The sequence below is a fragment of the Corallococcus sp. AB038B genome, from assembly GCF_003668955.1.
Lineage (GTDB): Bacteria > Myxococcota > Myxococcia > Myxococcales > Myxococcaceae > Corallococcus > Corallococcus exiguus.
Genome location: NZ_RAWO01000004.1, coordinates 350,603 through 367,585, shown reverse-complemented (window position 1 = coordinate 367,585; position 16,983 = coordinate 350,603). Strand labels below are relative to the sequence as shown.

18 protein-coding genes are annotated in these 16,983 nt (G+C 68.2%); 11 read left to right on the top strand and 7 right to left on the bottom strand.

The features are described 5' to 3' along the window. Window positions 1-41 precede the first annotated feature (41 nt). The 3 genes from D7Y04_RS20795 to D7Y04_RS20785 all read left to right on the top strand — a co-directional run bounded on the left by D7Y04_RS20795 (window position 42) and on the right by D7Y04_RS20785 (window position 4,269). Window positions 42-1,586 carry a catalase gene (locus D7Y04_RS20795; RefSeq protein WP_121760457.1) on the top strand — a complete coding sequence of 515 codons (1,545 nt, stop codon included), beginning with the start codon at window positions 42-44 and terminating at the stop codon, window positions 1,584-1,586. Window positions 1,587-1,663: 77 nt separating this feature from the next. Continuing rightward, window positions 1,664-2,278 (top strand): ankyrin repeat domain-containing protein, encoded by a 615-nt coding sequence (locus D7Y04_RS20790; protein WP_121760456.1) that lies wholly within the window; start codon window positions 1,664-1,666, stop codon window positions 2,276-2,278. A 230-nt stretch (window positions 2,279-2,508) separates the two neighbouring features. Then, a complete protein-coding gene (locus D7Y04_RS20785) occupies window positions 2,509-4,269 on the top strand; it encodes a glycosyl hydrolase family 18 protein (protein WP_172816647.1) in 1,761 nt (586 codons plus the stop codon). On the opposite strand, the gene D7Y04_RS20780 is transcribed toward D7Y04_RS20785, so the two are convergent. Genes D7Y04_RS20780 through D7Y04_RS45160 form a run of 3 tightly spaced genes read right to left on the bottom strand, consistent with a single transcriptional unit; the run spans window position 4,266 to window position 7,342 of the window. Then, entirely contained in the window at window positions 4,266-5,291 is a 1,026-nt protein-coding gene (locus D7Y04_RS20780) for an L-erythro-3,5-diaminohexanoate dehydrogenase (RefSeq protein ID WP_120598012.1), read from the bottom strand. The genes D7Y04_RS20785 and D7Y04_RS20780 overlap by 4 nt on opposite strands. Before the next feature lie 13 nt (window positions 5,292-5,304). Then, a complete protein-coding gene (locus tag D7Y04_RS20775; RefSeq protein WP_120581499.1) occupies window positions 5,305-6,312 on the bottom strand; it encodes an esterase family protein in 1,008 nt (335 codons plus the stop codon). A gap of 34 nt (window positions 6,313-6,346) precedes the next feature. Then, window positions 6,347-7,342, bottom strand: a complete 996-nt coding sequence (locus D7Y04_RS45160; RefSeq protein WP_199749706.1) for a uracil-DNA glycosylase family protein — start codon at window positions 7,340-7,342, stop codon at window positions 6,347-6,349. Between the two features lie 224 nt (window positions 7,343-7,566). On the opposite strand from D7Y04_RS45160, the gene D7Y04_RS20765 reads away from it, so the two are divergent. Beyond that, window positions 7,567-8,130, top strand: a complete 564-nt coding sequence (locus tag D7Y04_RS20765) for an NADPH-dependent FMN reductase (RefSeq protein WP_121760455.1) — start codon at window positions 7,567-7,569, stop codon at window positions 8,128-8,130. A gap of 7 nt (window positions 8,131-8,137) precedes the next feature. Here the strand turns inward: D7Y04_RS20765 and D7Y04_RS20760 are convergent, their stop codons facing one another. After that, window positions 8,138-8,956: a helix-turn-helix domain-containing protein gene (locus D7Y04_RS20760; RefSeq protein WP_121760454.1), complete on the bottom strand. Its 819-nt coding sequence runs from the start codon at window positions 8,954-8,956 to the stop codon at window positions 8,138-8,140. Window positions 8,957-9,112: 156 nt separating this feature from the next. Here D7Y04_RS20760 and D7Y04_RS20755 point away from each other — a divergent pair, with 156 nt between their 5' ends. From D7Y04_RS20755 to D7Y04_RS20735, 5 genes are all read left to right on the top strand, one after another. After that, window positions 9,113-9,520, top strand: a complete 408-nt coding sequence (locus D7Y04_RS20755; RefSeq protein WP_120578901.1) for a hypothetical protein — start codon at window positions 9,113-9,115, stop codon at window positions 9,518-9,520. A gap of 72 nt (window positions 9,521-9,592) precedes the next feature. Continuing rightward, window positions 9,593-10,522 (top strand): hypothetical protein, encoded by a 930-nt coding sequence (locus D7Y04_RS20750; protein ID WP_121760453.1) that lies wholly within the window; start codon window positions 9,593-9,595, stop codon window positions 10,520-10,522. A 312-nt stretch (window positions 10,523-10,834) separates the two neighbouring features. After that, on the top strand, window positions 10,835-11,233 hold the full coding sequence (locus D7Y04_RS45760; protein WP_233601517.1) for a hypothetical protein: 399 nt from the start codon (window positions 10,835-10,837) through the stop codon (window positions 11,231-11,233). 8 nt (window positions 11,234-11,241) lie between these two features. Further along, a complete protein-coding gene (locus tag D7Y04_RS20740) occupies window positions 11,242-11,718 on the top strand; it encodes an SMI1/KNR4 family protein (protein ID WP_121760451.1) in 477 nt (158 codons plus the stop codon). A 21-nt stretch (window positions 11,719-11,739) separates the two neighbouring features. Continuing rightward, window positions 11,740-12,213 carry an SMI1/KNR4 family protein gene (locus D7Y04_RS20735; RefSeq protein WP_121760450.1) on the top strand — a complete coding sequence of 158 codons (474 nt, stop codon included), beginning with the start codon at window positions 11,740-11,742 and terminating at the stop codon, window positions 12,211-12,213. Between the two features lie 10 nt (window positions 12,214-12,223). Here the strand turns inward: D7Y04_RS20735 and D7Y04_RS20730 are convergent, their stop codons facing one another. Then, entirely contained in the window at window positions 12,224-13,126 is a 903-nt protein-coding gene (locus D7Y04_RS20730) for a LysR family transcriptional regulator (RefSeq protein ID WP_121760449.1), read from the bottom strand. 115 nt (window positions 13,127-13,241) lie between these two features. Between D7Y04_RS20730 and D7Y04_RS20725 the strand changes: the two genes are divergently transcribed. Further along, a complete protein-coding gene (locus D7Y04_RS20725; RefSeq protein ID WP_121760538.1) occupies window positions 13,242-14,300 on the top strand; it encodes an SDR family oxidoreductase in 1,059 nt (352 codons plus the stop codon). On the opposite strand, the gene D7Y04_RS20720 is transcribed toward D7Y04_RS20725, so the two are convergent. Next, on the bottom strand, window positions 14,290-15,228 hold the full coding sequence (locus tag D7Y04_RS20720; RefSeq protein WP_121760448.1) for a LysR family transcriptional regulator: 939 nt from the start codon (window positions 15,226-15,228) through the stop codon (window positions 14,290-14,292). The genes D7Y04_RS20725 and D7Y04_RS20720 overlap by 11 nt on opposite strands. A 62-nt stretch (window positions 15,229-15,290) precedes the next feature. Between D7Y04_RS20720 and D7Y04_RS20715 the strand changes: the two genes are divergently transcribed. Then, a complete protein-coding gene (locus D7Y04_RS20715) occupies window positions 15,291-15,749 on the top strand; it encodes an SgcJ/EcaC family oxidoreductase (protein ID WP_121760447.1) in 459 nt (152 codons plus the stop codon). Here D7Y04_RS20715 and coaBC read toward each other — a convergent pair. Continuing rightward, on the bottom strand, window positions 15,735-16,952 hold the full coding sequence (gene coaBC, locus D7Y04_RS20710) for a bifunctional phosphopantothenoylcysteine decarboxylase/phosphopantothenate--cysteine ligase CoaBC (RefSeq protein ID WP_121760446.1): 1,218 nt from the start codon (window positions 16,950-16,952) through the stop codon (window positions 15,735-15,737). The two genes, D7Y04_RS20715 and coaBC, sit on opposite strands and share 15 nt — an antisense overlap. Window positions 16,953-16,983: the final 31 nt, after the last annotated feature.

Sequence of the window (16,983 nt, the reverse complement as noted above, 5' to 3'; positions counted from 1 at the left end):
TTAGGGGTGGCCCGGTTCCCCCGTAACCCAAGGAGTTCCCCTTGAACCGACGCTCGTTGATGCTCGCCGTCCTGCTGTCTGGCGCCCCTGTCCTCGCCGCCGGCAATCCTCCGCCCATCACCACCGACTCGGGCGCGCCGCTGGGCACGAACCAGAGCTCCAAGACGGCCGGCCCGCGGGGCGGCATCCTCCTGGAGGACTTCGCCCTCATCGAGAAGCTCGCGCGCTTCGACCGTGAGCGCATCCCGGAGCGCGTGGTGCACGCGCGCGGCGTGGGCGCGTACGGCTCCTTCGAGAGCTACGGCGACTTCTCCAACCTCACGCGCGCGTCCGTCTTCGCCCAGAAGGGCAAGAAGACGCCGATGTTCGTGCGCTTCTCCACGGTCATCCACCCGAGCGGTTCACCGGAGACGCTGCGAGATCCGCGCGGCTTCGCGCTGAAGTTCTTCACGGACGAGGGCAACTGGGACCTGGTCGGCAACAACCTGCCCATCTTCTTCATCCGTGACGCCATGAAGTTCCCGGACATGGTGCACTCGCTGAAGCCGTCCCCCATCACCAACCGGCAGGACCCGAACCGCTTCTTCGACTTCTTCAGTCACCAGCCGGAATCCACGCACATGCTCACCCAGCTCTATACGGAGCTGGGCATCCCGGCGAGCTACCGGCAGATGGACGGCAACGGCGTGCACGCGTTCAAGTTCGTCAACGCCAAGGGCCAGGTGAAGTACGTCAAGTTCAACTGGAAGTCGCAGCAGGGCGTGAAGGGCCTCACCGTGGAGGAGGCCACGAAGCTGGGCGGCGAGGACTTCCAGCACGCCACGCACGACCTCTACACGAACATCCAGGCCGGCAAGTTCCCCTCGTGGGAGCTGAGCGTGCAGGTGCTGGATCCCAAGGACCTGGACGGCTTCACGTTCGATCCGCTGGACGCCACCAAGGACTGGCCCAAGGACAAGCTGCCCCCGGTGAAGCTGGGCAGGTTCACCCTCAACAAGATGCCGGACAACTTCTTCGAGGAGACGGAGCAGTCCGCCTTCTCCCCGGGCGTGATGCCGCCGGGCATCGAGCCGTCCGAGGACCGGCTGCTGCAGGGCCGCCTCTTCTCCTACGCGGACACGCAGCGCTACCGCCTGGGCGCCAACTACCTGTCGCTGCCGGTGAACCGCGCGCGCGCCGCGGTGGAGAACAACAGCCAGGCCGGCGCGATGAACAGCGGCAACACGAAGTCGGACGTGAACTACGAGCCCAGCATCACGCGTGAGACGCAGGACACGCCCTCCGCCCTCTTCTCCAACGCGCCGCTCACCGGCACCACGCAGCAGCGCCCCATCGCGAAGACGGACAACTTCGCGCAGGCGGGCGCCTTCTGGACGGCGCTCGACGCGGTCGGCAAGGAGCGGCTCATCCAGAACCTGGCCGGCGACCTGGGCCAGGTGCGCGACGCGAAGGTCAAGGCGCGCATGGTGGGCCACTTCTACGCGGCCAACGCGGACTACGGCACGCGCCTGGCCAAGGCCGTGAACGTGAAGCTGGACGACGCGAAGGCCACCATCGCCCCGCTCGCCACCACCGGCCAGCCGTGACCTGACGCACCGGGGCCGCCGGTGACACGACGGCGGCCCGCTCTCCCCTCCACTCTTCCTCCCCTGGAGACGCCCTCATGGTTCGCAAGCTGCTGCTCGGTTCGTTGGGTCTGGTGATGCTGGTGTGCACGGTGCTGACCGCCGCGTGGATGTCCCTGCGCGCTCCGGCGACGCCCGCCGGACGGCTGCTCGCCACCAGCGATGCGGAGCGCTACCTGCTCGCCGCCGCGCGCGAAGGCGAGACGGACATCGTCCAGGGGCTCGTCAAGGCCGGCACGCCCGTGGAGGCCCGCGACAAGCGAGGCTTCTCCCCCCTCATCCTCGCCGCCTACCACGGCCACACCCGGACGGTGCAGGCGCTGCTCGACGCCGGGGCGGACGCGTGCGCGGGTGACAGCCGGGGCAACACGGCCCTCATGGGCGCCGCCTTCAAGGGCTACGCGGACGTGGTGAAGCTGCTCTCCGCCCAGCGCTGCGCGGTGGACCAGACCAACCGGCTGGGCCAGACGGCCCTGATGTTCGCCGTCCTCTTCGGCCGCACGGAGGTGGCCGACCAGCTGCGCCACCAGGGAGCCTCCCCCGCTGTGCGCGACGCCAGCGGTCGCTCCGCCAACGACTGGGCCCAAACCCAGGTCCCCGCTGCCCCCGTGGCGCCCGCCGTACCCACCGACTCCACCGCCCAGGCGAGGTGAAGCAAGACACCCGCTGGCAGCCCCCACACCAGCCGTCCTTTGGAGGCCCATTTCCCATCCGCTGAGGTTTCGTGATTCTCTGGAGGAATGGGATTAGTCGGTTTAATATACGAATTCCAATTCATACAAAATTGCCACATTTTTCCAGGTAGCCTTGACTCCGAGTGGGGGGTTGGCCGCATAACATCCCGCGTTCTTCCAGGAGTGCAGGGATGAAAAGCCATCGGGCAATGCCAATGCGTGGGTGGGTGGGGTTGGCCCTCGCGGTGATGTTGAGCGGTTGCGATTTTGGCGGAGGTCCGGACACACCCCCACCTCCGCTCACAGCCCCCGAAGCACCGAAGCAGGTGGTCGCGCAGGCCGGTGACGCCTCCGCGTTGGTCACGTGGACGGTGCCGCCCGGTGATGGCGGCAGCCCGCTGCTCTACTACGTGGTGCGCTGCGTGCCTGAGTGCGGCGGCGCGCTGGTGAAGGTGCCCGACACGCAGGCCACGGTGCTGGGGCTGAACAACGGCTTCACCTACGTCTTCAAGGTCGCCGCGGTGAACGCGATGGGCGAGGGCCAGGCCTCCGTGGAGACGGACCTGGTGACGCCCAAGGCGGGCATGAGCATCCCGAACCCCACGGTGCCGGGACAGCCGCGCTCGGTGGTGCCCACTGCGGGCAACGGCCAGGCGTACGTGAGCTGGCTCGCGCCCGCGAGCTACGGCGGCCGGCCGCTGTCGTACTTCAAGGTCATGGTGGAGCCGGGCGGCCGCGTGCAGCGAGTGGACGCGCCGTCGTCAGGCACGCTCATCGAGAACCTCGACAACGGAACGGCGTACACCTTCACCGTCTGCGCCGCCAACGAGATGGGCGAAGGCCCCTGCACGCGCCAGACGGCCCAGGTGACGCCGCGTCCGGGTGGCGCGCCCACCCAATGGGTGATGGGCTACTGGGTGGGCTACCAGCGCGACCTGTACCCGGTGGAGGCGGTGGACATGTCACTGCTCACGCACATCGTGGTGGGCCGCATCCGTCCGCGCATCGACGGCACGCTCTACACCGACTTCGACGTGGACCCCGTGCAGGGCCCGGCAATGGCCCGAGCGCTGGCGGTGCGGGCGCACGAGGCGGGCAAGAAGGCGCTGCTGATGCTGGGCGGCATGGGCGAGTACGACGGCTTCCGCGCCGCGACGGAGACGCTGGAGAAGCGCCGCAACTTCGTGCGCAACATCATCAACACCATGCACGAGCTGCAGTTCGACGGCATTGACGTGGACTGGGAGCCCATCCTCCTGCCGCAGGACAGCGCGCCGTTGCTGGCGCTGCTGGATGACCTGCGCGCCGCGGACGAGAACATCATCATCACGGTGCCGGTGGGCTGGGTGAACTCCAACTTCCCGCTGGGCAAGGTGGACGCGGAGTTCCACCGGCAGCTGGCCGCCCGCGTGGATCAGATGAACATCATGGCCTACAAGATGAGCGGCCACTGGGGACAGTGGGCGAGCTGGCACTCCAGCGCGCTCTTCGGTGAGAACCCCGGACACCCCAGCTCCGTCGCCAGCTCCGTGCAGGCGTTCCTGAACGCGGGCGTGCCTCCTCAGCGCATGGGCGTGGGCGTGGGCTTCTTCGGCACCTGCTGGAAGGGCATCACGGAGCCGGGCACCCCGCTGGACGGGCGCGACGACATCGCGGAGGAGCAGAGCGACAACGCGATGAGCTACGCCAACATCCAGGCGCACTACTACCAGCCGGAGGCGTACCGCTGGGACGACGCCGCCAAGGCGCCCTACCTCTCCTTCCCCACCGCGTACGGCCCGCAGGCCTGCAACTACATCTCCTATGAGGACGTCGCGTCCGTGTCGGAGAAGGGCCGCTGGGCGAGGGAGAAGGGCCTGGGCGGCAGCATCATCTGGACCATCAACCAGGGTCACATGCCCAAGACCCTGGTGGGTGGCTCCAAGGATCCGCTGATGCAGGCCGTGCACACGGCCTTCCTCAAGCCCTAGACGTAGCGGGACTCGAAGAGCTGGCGCAGCGACGGTTCGGTGCGCAGCAGGTCCAGCGTGAGGGTGGCGTGGCCGGGCACGTAACCATTGCCCACGAGCATGGTGACGTCCTTGCCCACGCCCTCCGCGCCCAGGGCCGCCGTGGTGAAGCTGGTGGCCATGGAGAAGAAGATGACCGTGCCGCCGTCCTTCACGGACAGCAGTGACGCCATCTCCGTGTTGCCCACGCTGGCGCAGTTGACGACCAGGTCGCAGAGCTGACCGTTGGTCGCCTTCGACACGGCCTCCATCACGTCTACGCCCTGGGTGGCGTCCACCTTCATGGCCTCGTCGCACAGGCCAATGGCGGACAGCGCGTCCAGCGCCTTCTGGGAGATGTCCAGCGCCAGCAGCTTGCCGCGGCTCTCCAGGCTGCGGCGGGCCTGCGCCAGGCACAGCGCGCCGCTCTTGCCCGCGCCCAGCACCGCCACCGTCATGCCCGGGCGCACGTAGCGCGCCACCAGCGCGGGCGCGCCGCAGACATCCAGCGCCGCCAGCGACAGCGTGTCCGGCATGTCCGTCGGGAGCTTCGCGTAGATGCCGCTCGCGAAGAGCAGCGCATGTCCGCGGATGTCCACGCGGTCGATGTCCGCGTGCACCGCCTTCACCTCTTCGATGACGAGCGGCGTGAGCGTCAGGCTCACCAACGTGGCGATGCGGTCCCCCGGCTTGAGCACGCCGTTGGCGGGGTGCTTCGCGCCCAGCTCCTTCACGCGGCCAATGAGCATGCCGCCCGAGCCGGTGACGGGGTTCTGCATCTTGCCGCGCTCGAGGACGATGTCCTGGATGCGGGATGCGATGCGCGCGGGGTCGCCGCCCACGTCGTCCTTGATCTGCTTGAAGGACGCGGCGTCGATGTTGAGGCTCTCCACGTCGATGAGCAGCTCCGCCTCGCGGCACGGCAGCGAGGGGTCCAGCTTGCGAGCGCGCTGCGGCAGCACGCCCTTCTCCGCCACGACGCGCGACAGTCCGTAGGTATCCATGGCGTCCCCCTTATCAGTCCCGCGCCAGGAGCGGCACCAGCACGGACAGCGACCGCTCGAAGCGATACGAAACGCCCGAGTGTCCGTCCTCGAACTCCTCGTGCGCCACGTCCACGCCGCCGGCCTTCAGGTCGTCCGCCACCATGCGCGTGCCCCAGCGCAGGTTGAACTCGTCGCGCGTGCCGGCGTCCAGGTAGACCGTCTTCAGCTTGCGGAAGGAGTCCATGAACTTGGGCACGAAGCGCACGGGGTCGTGCACGAGCCACCGGTTCCACACGTCCAGGCGCAGCTTCGCGTTGTGCTGCTCGAAGGGCAGCTCCAGGTTGAGCGGCTCGCCCTTCTTCGGCGAGTACGCCGCCGCCATGGCCAGGATGTTGATGACCGGGAAGTCGTCGCCGCGCACCTTGGTGGCCACGGCGCGCTGGCGCAGCTCCGTCACCCAAGCCTCCACGCCGCCCGCCTTCATCAGGGACGTGGCGGCCTTGGGCAGGTCCGGCATGTACGAGTATTCGAAGTAGGAGTCCGGGGCGTGCGCGCCCAGCAGGGAGAAGACCTCCGGGTGGTAGCGGCCCATCACCAGCGCGCCGTAGCCGCCGGAGCTGTGGCCCACCACCGCGCGGGACGCGGCCTTGGGCAGCGTGCGGAAGGTCTTGTCCACGAAGCCGACGATGTCCTTGACCAGGTAGTCGCGGTAGCGGCCGATGGCGTCGCTGTTCACCCACTGGCTGCCGCCCAGCTTCGTCCACGCGTCCGGGAAGACGCCGATGACGGGCGGGATGGCGCCCTGTTCGATGAGCGCGTCCAGGCGGTCCGGAACGGTGGGCGAGAACCCGGACACGTTGGTCCACGAGCCGCCGCCGTTGCCGAAGGCGTGCAGGAAGTAGACGACCGCGTAGCGCTGCGTGCCCTCCGCGTAGCCCGGCGGCAGGTACACGGTGAGCCGGCGGCGGGCCGGATCTCCCAGCGGGTTGTTCTCCAGCGCGGGGGAATGCACTTCACGCGTCTCGAGCACGCCCTTCATCGGTGCCTCTCCTAATCGCGGTGCGCCGCGCGTTCTACGCGCTGGAGCCCGGGTGCTTGCCGAACAGCTTCATCACCTGTTGCAGGTCCGCCCACGCATTGCGCTTCTCCGCGCTGTTGCGCAGGAGGTACGCGGGGTGGAAGGTGGGCATGAGCTGGATGCCCTCGTATTCGCGCCACTGCCCCCGCATGCGAGTGATGGGGGTGGTGTCCCTGAGCAGCGTCTGCGCCGCGAACTTGCCCAGCGCGACGATGACCTTGGGCTGGATGGCGAGCAGCTGCGAGCGCAGGAAGGGCTCGCACGCGGCGATCTCATCCGGCTCCGGGTTGCGGTTGCCGGGCGGGCGGCACTTCACGACGTTGGCGATGTAGACGTCGTTGCGGGTGAAGCCCATGGCGCCAATCATCTTGGTGAGCAGGTCTCCGGCGGCGCCCACGAAGGGCACGCCCTGGAGGTCCTCGTTCTCACCGGGGCCCTCGCCCACGAACACCAGGTCCGCGCGAGGGTTGCCGGAGCCGAACACGATGTTCTTGCGGCCCGAGCACAGCTTGCAGCGGCGGCAGTCGCCCAGTTCGCGGCGGACCTGATCCAGCGTGGGGCGTTCGCCCTCCACGACGCCGGGCAGCGCGCCGTTGTAGCGGGGCGCCGACTTGGGCACGTCCAGGAGCATCGCCGGGGCCGGGGCCGGAGCCGGTGCGGCGCGGGGTGCGGCGGGAGGCGGCGTGGCGGCGGCCAGTGGACGGGGAGCGCCCAGGGGCTGCTTCATCGCGGCGTGCAGGGTGTCGCGCGACGGGGACTCCGGCGGGGGCCGGGGAGGCGTGGGTGCGGCGGCCGGCTCGGGGGCCTTGGTCCGGGCGATCATCGTGCGCACGGACGAGGCGGCGGCACGCTGCTGCTGGAGCTCGGCGGCGACCTTCGCGTCGACGAGGATCGAGCGGCCCGCGCTCTCCTCCTGCCAGAGCAGGTGGCGGCGCACGTCCTGGAGCACGTCGGCCAGCTCCTGCATGGAATCAGGCGTGTCGTCGTTCACGGTGGTGGATCGGTATCGGAGGGACCGTCCCGGCGCAAGGAAGCAGCCGGAGAAGTTGCCTGTACGCTTAGCCCAGGGTTGGGGCTTGCGCCACCTTCCGGGCGGAGGCCCCGGGCTCTGGTCGAATCAGGACACACCCCCGGAGTAACGCCCTTGGCCACCGGGCGGACCTGGGGAAGATGGCGGGCGCTGGTTCCACGCCCTTTCCCAGGAGTTCCTCGCACATGATCAAGGTGGCCATCGTCGTTGGAAGCACGCGGCCCGGACGCAAGGCGGACAAGGTCGCGGCCTGGGTCCACGACATCGCGAAGAAGCGCAGCGACGCCACGTACGAGATCGTCGACATCCAGGACTTCAACCTGCCCCTGCTGGACGAACCCACTCCGCCGTCCATGGGCAAGTACACGCAAGCCCACACGCAGAAGTGGAGCGCGGCGGTGGAGGGCTACGACGCGTACGTGTTCGTCACGCCCGAGTACAACCACGGCACCTCCGGCGCGCTGAAGAATGCGCTCGATTACGTCTACAGGGAGTGGAACAACAAGGCCGCCGGCTTCGTGGGCTACGGCAGCGCGGGCGGCGTGCGCGCGGTGGAGCAACTGCGCCTGGTCGCCGCGGAGCTGCAGATGGCCACGGTGCGAGCGCAGGTGCAGCTGTTCCTCTCCACCGACTTCGAGCACTACACCGTCTTCAAGCCGGACCCGGCCAAGGAGAAGCAGGTGAACACGCTGCTGGATCAGGTCGTGTCCTGGGGCACGGCGCTGCGCACGGTGCGCGTGAAGCCGTAGCGGCTGCTCAGGTGTCCTGGCGGGCCCGCTCTGTGGCGGCCCGCCGCAGTGCCTCGGCCGTCTCCGGGTCCGCGGGGAAGAACGACTCGATGGCCAGCTCCGCGAGCGTGATGTCCACGGGCGTGCCGAACACGGTGACGGTGCCGAAGAACGACAGCGTCCCCAGCGACGTACGGATGCGCAGCGGCACCACCACGCCGCCGAAGTCGCGAGTCCTCGCGTCCGGGGTGGGCTCCGGTACCGGGTAGCCGCGCAGCTCCTCCAGCAGCGCCGCGAGCGTGGCGTCCGCGGAGACGTCCACCTGTCGGGCCAGGCGGTGGAGGACGTGGTCGCGCCACTGGCGCAGGTTGTCGATGCGGGAGGCCAGCCCCTGGGGGTGCAGGCTCAGGCGCAGGACGTTGATGGGGGGCTCCAGGAGCTCCTGCGCCAGGCCCTCCATCAGGATGCCTACGGCGCGGTTCGAGGTGACGAGCGTCCAGTGCCGGTCCACTGCCAGCGCGGGGTATGGCTCATGGCCCGCGAGCACCAGCTCCACGGCCTCGCGCGTGGCGTTGAGGGCGGGGTCGTCCAGGGGGCGTTCGGCGAAGACGGGCGCGAAGCCCGCGGCGACGAGCAGGCTGTTGCGGTCGCGCAGGGGCACGTCCAGTTCCTCCGCCAGGTGCAGCAGCATGTCGCGGCTGGGCTGGGAGCGGCCGGTCTCCAGGAAGCTCACGTGGCGGGTGGAGACCTCCGCGCGCAACGCGAGGTCCATCTGGCTCAGCCCGCGCCGCTGACGCCAGCCGCGCAGCAGTTCTCCAACGGGGCGGCTCTGCTGAAGGCTCGTCATGGAGGGGAAGATAGGGGGCGCACGTCATCGCATCCATTCCCTCGGAGGTAATCGACGCCGCGTGTCTGGCCTCGCATCTTGTCCATCAACGACGGACGGCCTTCTCAAAGGCCCGCGCCGTCGCGTTCATCCATTCCACTGAAGGGAACGTGTGCCATGAGCAAGACGAACGTGTCGGGAAGCCTGTTGCGCCGCGTGCTGCTGCTGGACGGCGTCGCCAGCGGAGCGACGGGCCTGTTGGGAGCGCTGGCCGCGGAGCCGCTCGGGGCGCTGACGGGCCTGGATCCGGCCATCCTGCGCCCGGCGGGGCTGGGGCTGGTCCCCTTCGCGCTGCTGCTGGTGTACCTGGCGTCGCGCGCCACCCTGCCCGCCTGGCCGGTGTGGTGCGTGGTCGCGATGAACGTGACGTGGGTGGTGGACAGCGTGCTGCTACTGACGCACGGGCCGACGACACCCACGGGCCTGGGGGTGGCGTTCGTCATGGCGCAAGCGCTGGCGGTCGCGGTGTTCGCGGCGCTGGAGTACGCGGGCCTGCGGCGCGGTGCGACGGTGGCTACGGCCTGAGTGTCCGGTCCGCGCGGTCCGCGCGTCACGCCGTGCCGCGCGGACAGGCTGGCGTTGTTATCGTGGCGGGACATGGCTTCCTTCGCGCGCCCGTGGCTCTTCATCGCAGCGCTGTCCTCCGGAGTCTTCGGCTGCGCCACGCTCGGCGGTGCGCAGGGGAAGGACCTGGTGACGCTGCGCTACGCCTGGCCGGAGCAGTCCACCATCCGGGTGATGCACACGGTGGACGTGCGGACGGACTGGAGCGGCCGACAGACGGCGCAGCGCCGGTACGCGATGCGGATGGGGGCCGTGGATGGGGAGGGCCGTCGGCGGTTGGTGTTCCAGGACGTGGAGATCATCGAAGCCCCCTTCCCTGCCTTCGTGGAGCCCCTGGCCGCGTCCATCATCGACGCGCAGGGAGACTTCCAGGGGATTGATCCGCTGGAGGACGGCCCCGGTCAGGACCTGCTGGACGCGCTGCCGGTCAGCCCCATGAAGAAGGCCCAGATGGCGAAGGCCCTCAGCAACGGTCTGGAGCGCGAGGCCCGCAACCGGTGGAACGAGTGGGTCGGAATCTGGCACGGGTCGAGACTCAGTCCAGGGAGGACGGAGGTCGTGGCGACGACGATGTCCGTGGGCACCGGCCGCAAGAAGACTGAAGAGGTCCCCGCGGAGGAGCGTGTCCGGCTGGACGCGGGAGTGCCCTGCTCTGAGTCAGTGCCGGAGCCCAGGTGCGTGAAGCTGAAGCTCGTGCGGGAACCTGTCGGACAGACGGACGAGACAAAGGGAAGGTACGCGCACGTGGAACTGGAGCTGGTGACGGATCCGGCGACGCTGCTGCCCTATTCGTCACGCGTCATCCGCATGGACCGCGTGGACTGGAATGGTGGGCGCGGTGAGCCGGATTTCCATGAGGCGGTGCATGTGGAGGTGCACACGTTCATTCATGGAGTGGAAGGAGCGCCGGGGCAGGTCGCGGCACTGGGCTTCGGTCAGCCCGTGCCCACTTCACGGAAGTAGCCCGCCACCTTGCAACGCTGTGTCGGCCGGTTTGGTAGACGCGCGCACGCTGCGCTATCACCCGTTGCCGTGACAGCCATTCCGCCCATCCGGCATGCAGCTCTTGCGGCCATCGTCCTTGCTCTCTTCGGATGTGGCTCGGCCACCGTCGGCTCTATTGGGAGGCCCGCCTCCGCCAAGCACGTGGGCCCGGTTGTCACCACGCCGGACGGAGGCCAGCTCCGCACGACTATCTATTACGGACCCTGGCAGTGCAGCGCCGCGTTCCTTTCGCGCTGCGAGTCCAAGTGCGCGGCGCAGGGGCATGCACTCATGGGTTGCATGTGGCTGGCCGACATCAAGGGGGACTGGAAGGGACGTTACCTCTTCATGCCTGCGGAGGCCGGTGGGCGCATGGCCATCACCCACTGCTGCTGCGACTACCCGAAGGTGGCGGACCTGCAGTGGCGTAGAGACACGTGGGACAACGCGCGCAAACGCTTCCGGCAGGAATGGGGTTCCGAATTCGGTGCATGGCCCTCAACGGGCGGAACCCTCTGGACTGGCCATCACATCTTTGACCTGGCGCACGGAGGAGCGCCGACAGCCACGGGCAACGTGCTTCCCGTTCCCGACGCCATCCACAAGGTGTTCAACGCCGAGTACCCTGCCTGCTACGCACCGGGCGGCAAGTGGCTGACTCCTGGTCCTGAATACCCCTACGTGGATTGAGTGCCACCATGGCAATGAAGCAGTTGCTGACTGAAGTCTCCGCCAACCACTTCCCCAACCCACCGGCAACGCCCGCACAGATTGCCGCCTTCGAAGTACGTGTTGGATGGAAGCTGGATGAGAACCTTCGCACCTTCTACCTGCACTGCAACGGGGCCGCGCTGTTCGAAGCTCCGCCCGACATGAACTACCGCATCCTCCCGCTTGAGCGAATCGAGCGAGCCAGCGTCGCCATCAGGGGCAGCGAAGAGGACGTGGATGGCTCGCCGTCGCACTTCACGTTGGTGGACATGCAGGACACCAACTTCGTCATCCTGGACGTGGCCACGCCAGTGACCGGCTGCTACCCACTACTCGATGCCTTCCACGAGACGTATCCGGATGAAGCTCCGCGCATCGCGGGATCCTTCGAGGAATTTCTGGAGAAGGCCCTGCGCAGCGGCAACCGCTCGTTCTGGCTGAGCAGCGAACCGCCGGAGAAGTAGGACGTGGATTGAGGAACTGCCATGTCCATGGAAAGTCTGCTGGCCGAGATCTCCCGACTCCACTTCCCTCGTCCACCCGCCACACTCGCGCAGGTTGCTGCCTTTGAAGCGCGCATGGGGTGGAAGCTGGACGAGGACCTGCGAGCCTTCTATCTGCACTGCAATGGAGCGACGCTCTTCGCCCCGCTCCCAGATGTGAACTACCACCTGCTGCCGCTAGAGCGCATTGAACGAGCGCGCGCTGCCATTTTTGGACGAGACGAGGACAGCGCTGGTCCGGCCACGCACTACTGTGTGGTGGACATGCAGGACGGCGACTACGTCCTCGTGGATGTCGCGCAGCAGGCAGACGGAAGCTATCCGCTGCTCGATGCTTTCCATGAAACGTACCCAGAGGTGGAACGTATCGCGTCGTCCTTCGCGGAGTTCCTGGAGAAGGCGCTTCGCAGCGGCAACCGCTCGTTCTGGCTGAGCACTGAGCCTCTGGAAGGATAGGAGTGAGCAATCAGCCCATGCCCACTTCGGCGAAGTAGTCGAGGAACGCGCGAATGCGCGCAGGAAGCTGTTTCGCGGGATCGAGGAACACCGCGTGGAAGACCACGGTGTCTCCGGGGTTTCGCTCCTCAAGCACCGCAACCAACCGCCCGGCCTTGATGTCCTCACGCACCTGGAAGGCGGCGATCCGCGCGAGCCCCGCCCCCACGAGCGCCAGGTGCCGCAGCGCTTCGCCGTCGCTCGCGAACAGGGTTCCGGAGACGGGGACGTTCACCACGGAGCCACGCTCCATGACGGGCCACTGCTCCAACGCGGGCGTATGGCTGGCGCCCATGCGCGTATGCCGCTCCAGGTCCGCGGCGGACTTCGGCGTTCCCACGCGCTTCAGGTACGCCGGTGAACCCACGATGACCTTGCGCGTCTCTCCGAGCCTGCGAGCGACGAGGTTGGACGACTTGAGCGGACCCGCGCGGATGGCCACGTCCGCGCGATCCTCCAGCAGGTCCACCACCTGATCCGTGAGCCCGATGTCCAGGCGGATGCCGGGGTAGCGGGCCTGGAACGCTGGCACCTGTGGCAGGAGGACGTGCGTGCCGTACGGCACGTTGGTGTTCACGCGCACGCGGCCCGAAGGCGCGTCATGCGACGTGACACCGCGCTCGGCGGCCTCCAGTTCCGCGAGCACCTGCACGCTTCGCTCGTAGAAAACACAGCCCTCGGAGGTCAGCTGGAAGCCTCGGGTGTTGCGGTGGATGAGCCGCGCACCCAGGCGGGCCTCCAGCCGCGCGACGAGCTTGCTGACCGCCGACGGCGTCATCCGCAGCGTCCGCGCCGCCGCGGAGAACCCCTCCTGCTCCACGACCCGGACGAAGACCTCCATCTCCCCAGAGCGATTGATTTCCAGACGCGCCATTGAATTGAACTCACAAGCCTTGTGCCTGGGACGGCTCTACCTCGGGACAGGGCACGCGAATACTAGACCCGTGCGGCCCGGAAACGGATCCACGTGGGGCCGCATGGAGAACCCCATGTCTTCCCCCAAGAACGTGGCCCTGGTCGTCGGGGCCAACGGAATCGCTGGCCTCAACCTCATCGAACATCTGGAGTCGCTCGGCGGCTGGGAGGTCATCGGCCTGTCGCGACGCGGAGGAGACGCGCGCGAAGGCGTGCGCTTCATCTCCGTGGATCTGCTCGACGCGGCCGACAGCCGCGAGAAGCTGAGCGGCCTGACGCAGGTGACGCACATCTTCTACGCCGCCTACCAGGACCGGCCGACGCCCGCGGAGCTGGTGGCGCCCAACGTCGCCATGCTCGTCAACGTGGTGAACGCGGTGGAGCCTGTCGCCAGGAACCTCCAGCACATCAACCTGATGCAGGGCTACAAGGTCTACGGCGCACACCTGGGCCCGTTCAAGACGCCGGCCCGGGAGACGGACGCGCACCACATGCCTCCTGAATTCAACGTGGAGCAGCAGGACTTCCTGGAACAGCGGCAGCGGGGCAAGTCGTGGACGTGGTCCGCGCTCCGGCCGTCCGTCGTGGTGGGCTACGCGATGGGCACGCCGATGAACGCAGGGCTGGCCATCTCGGTATACGCGTCCATGTCGAAGGAACTGGGCCTTCCGCTGCGATTCCCCGGGCCGCCGTCCGCGTATGACATCCTCATGGACGTCACGGACGCGAGGCTGCTGGCGCACGCCATGCTGTGGGCGGCGACAAGCCCGAAGGCAGCCAACCAGGCTTTCAACATCAACAACGGCGATCAGTTCCGCTGGAGTGAGCTGTGGCCGAAGATCGCCCGCATGTTCGACCTGGAGGTCTCCCCTCCCCTGCCCATGTCACTGGTCGATGTGATGGCGGACAAGGCTCCGCTCTGGGACAGGATGGTGGCGAAGCACGGGCTCGCGCCCCATCCGTACACGGACATCGACCCCTGGCGGCATGCCCAAGGGGTGTTCTCCTTGAACTTCGACTTCCTGGCAGACCCATCCAAGGCGCGCCGCCACGGGTTCCCGGGGCACATCGAAACAGAGACGATGTTCCGAGAGGTCTTCGCGGACTACCGCCGCCGCAAAGTCATTCCCTGAGCGCTTCGACGACGAGCGAGCGGAAATAGCGTGCCCCCGGGTCCGCATCCGTCCGGGTGTGCCAGATGAGGGACTTGGTCATGCGCGGGGAGGGAAAGGGCATCTCCACCGTGCGCAGGGGCAGCATGTCGCAGAAGGCCTTGGCGACGCGGCGGGGCACTCCCGCGATCAAGTCGGAGCGGGCCGCCGCCATCGCCGCCGCGAAGAAGTGCGGGACGGCGAGCCCCACCTCCCGCGTGAGCCCGTGCTCCTTGAGGATGCGCGCGTGCTGCTGGTGTCCGATGCCCGGACGCCCTTCCGCGAGGTGCAGGTCGATGTGCTTCGACGTGTTGTAGAGCGCCTTCGTCAGCGTCTTGCCCCGGATGCGCGGATGGTCGCGCCGCACGAGCAGCACAGCGTCATCCGTGTACAGCGGTTCGGCGTGGCACCCAGGCCCCGTGGCCTCCGGCGGCCCCAGGGCCACGTCCACCGCTCCCGTGGTGAGGCCATCCCGCTCCACGAGGTAGTCGATGCTCACGACGCGCAGGAGCGCGGCAGGAAGACGCTTCGCGAACAGCGCCGCTAGCTTTGGCACATCGGAGACACCGTGGTGGTCCGCGCCCGCTACGGTGAAGGTCCGAGTGCACGTCTCCGGCTTGAAGCCCTGGCCTCCCTCCAACGCCAACTGAAGCTGTCCCACGGCGGACGCGATGAACGGCCTCAATTCCTCGCATCGTGGCGTCGGCACCAGCCCCCGTCCGCTGCGCACCACCAGCGAGTCGCCCAACACATCACGCAGCCGGGCCAGCGCATTGCTCACCGCTGACTGCGTGACGTGGAGCTCTCGCGCAGCACCGGTCGCGCTGCCGGACTCCAGCACCGCGTGCAGCACGAGGAACAGGTTGAGATCGATGGCGGAGAGATTCACAGCCGTGATTCTAACCATCATGGACCATCACTGGTGGAGAGAGCCCCAGGGGCCGTAGTCATGGGCGCAGAAAGCGAGGTCCCATGTCATCCCCCACCGAAGCCGCCGCCATTCGCGAGCGCATGCAGCGCCTCTACGAGTGCTGGAACCAGGGCGATGCCCAGGCCTACGCCGCATGCTTCACGGAGGACGTGGACTACGTCGCCTTCGACGGCAGTCACATCCAGGGACGACAGTCCAACGCCGAAGCCCACCAGGCCCTCTTCGACGGGGTCCTCCGGGGCTCCACGCTCGACGGTGAGGTGAAATCCATGCGCTTCCTCGCCCCGGACGTGGCGCTCATCCACACCGAAGGCGTCATCAAGCTGCGCTGGCAGCGCAAGGCTCCCAAGGGACGCCGCTCCATCCAGACCATGGTCGCCGTGAAGCGTGAGGGCGTCTGGCTCTTCACTGCCTTCCAGAACACCCGCATCCAGCCGCTCAACGCCTTCGCGCGCCTGATGCTGCGGCTGATGACACCGAAGCGCTCAGCCTCGCGGTGACACGAGCAACAGCGACAGGATCTCCCCCGCCACCGCGCGCTTGCTGCCCTCCAGCACCCAGTCCGGGCCACTGCGCGAAATCACCGTCACCCGGTTCGTATCCGTCCCGAACCCCGCGCCCTCCGCGGTGACGTCGTTGGCGACAATGGCGTCCAGCCCCTTGCGCTCCAGCTTCTCGCGCGCGTGCTCCACCACCCGCTCCGTCTCCGCAGCGAAGCCCACCAGCACCGGGCGCTTCGCCTTCCCCGCCACCTTCCGCGACGCCTCAAGCAGAACATCAGGCGTGCGCACAAGCTTCAGGTTCTCCGGGCCCTCGCCCTTCTTCACCTTCTGCGGCGCGCGCGTCTCCGGCCTCCAGTCGCTCACTGCCGCCGTGGCGATGAACGCGTCCGCGGACTCCACTCGCGACAGCACTTCGCGCGCCATGTCCTCCGCGCTCACCACGTCCACCACCTCCAGGCCCGTGCGGTCCACCGCGCCCACCGGGCCCAGCACCACCGTCACCTTCGCGCCCAACGCCCGCGCCTCGTGCGCCAGCGCCATGCCCATCTTCCCAGTGGACGGATTGGAGATGAACCGCACCGGATCCAGGTACTCGCGCGTGGGGCCCGCCGTCACCAGCACCGTCTTGCCCGTGAGCGGACCGCCTCCCAGCCGCGCCGCCACCGCGGACACGATGGCGCCCACGTCCGCCAACCGCCCCGCCCCCACGTCTCCACAGGCCAGCATTCCCGCGCCCGGCCCCACCGTGCTGAACCGCGACTCCGCCAACAACGACGCCACGTTCTCCTGCGTCCGGGTGTTCTCCCACATCGCCACATTCATCGCGGGTGCCAGCACCACCGGCCCCTTGAACGCCAGCAGCGACGTCGTCACCGCGTCCCCGCCGAAGCCCGCTCGAATCTTCGCGATCAGGTCCGCCGTCGCGGGCGCCACCACGTAGAGCTCGCCCCAGCGGGCCAGGTCCAGGTGGCCGAAGTTGCCCTCCTGCGCCGGGTCAAAGTAGTCCGTGAGCGGCGGGTGCCCTACGAGCGCCTGGAAGGTCAGCGGGGTGACGAACTGGCGTGCGGCCTCTGTCATGGCCACCCGCACATCCGCTCCCGCGCGGCCCAATTCACGCACCAGCTCGCAGGCCTTGTACGCCGCGATGCCTCCACCCACGCCGACGATGATCCGGCGACCCTTCAATGCGGATGCGTCCATGCGGCTTCATTACGCGCCAGCCAGCCCGGTC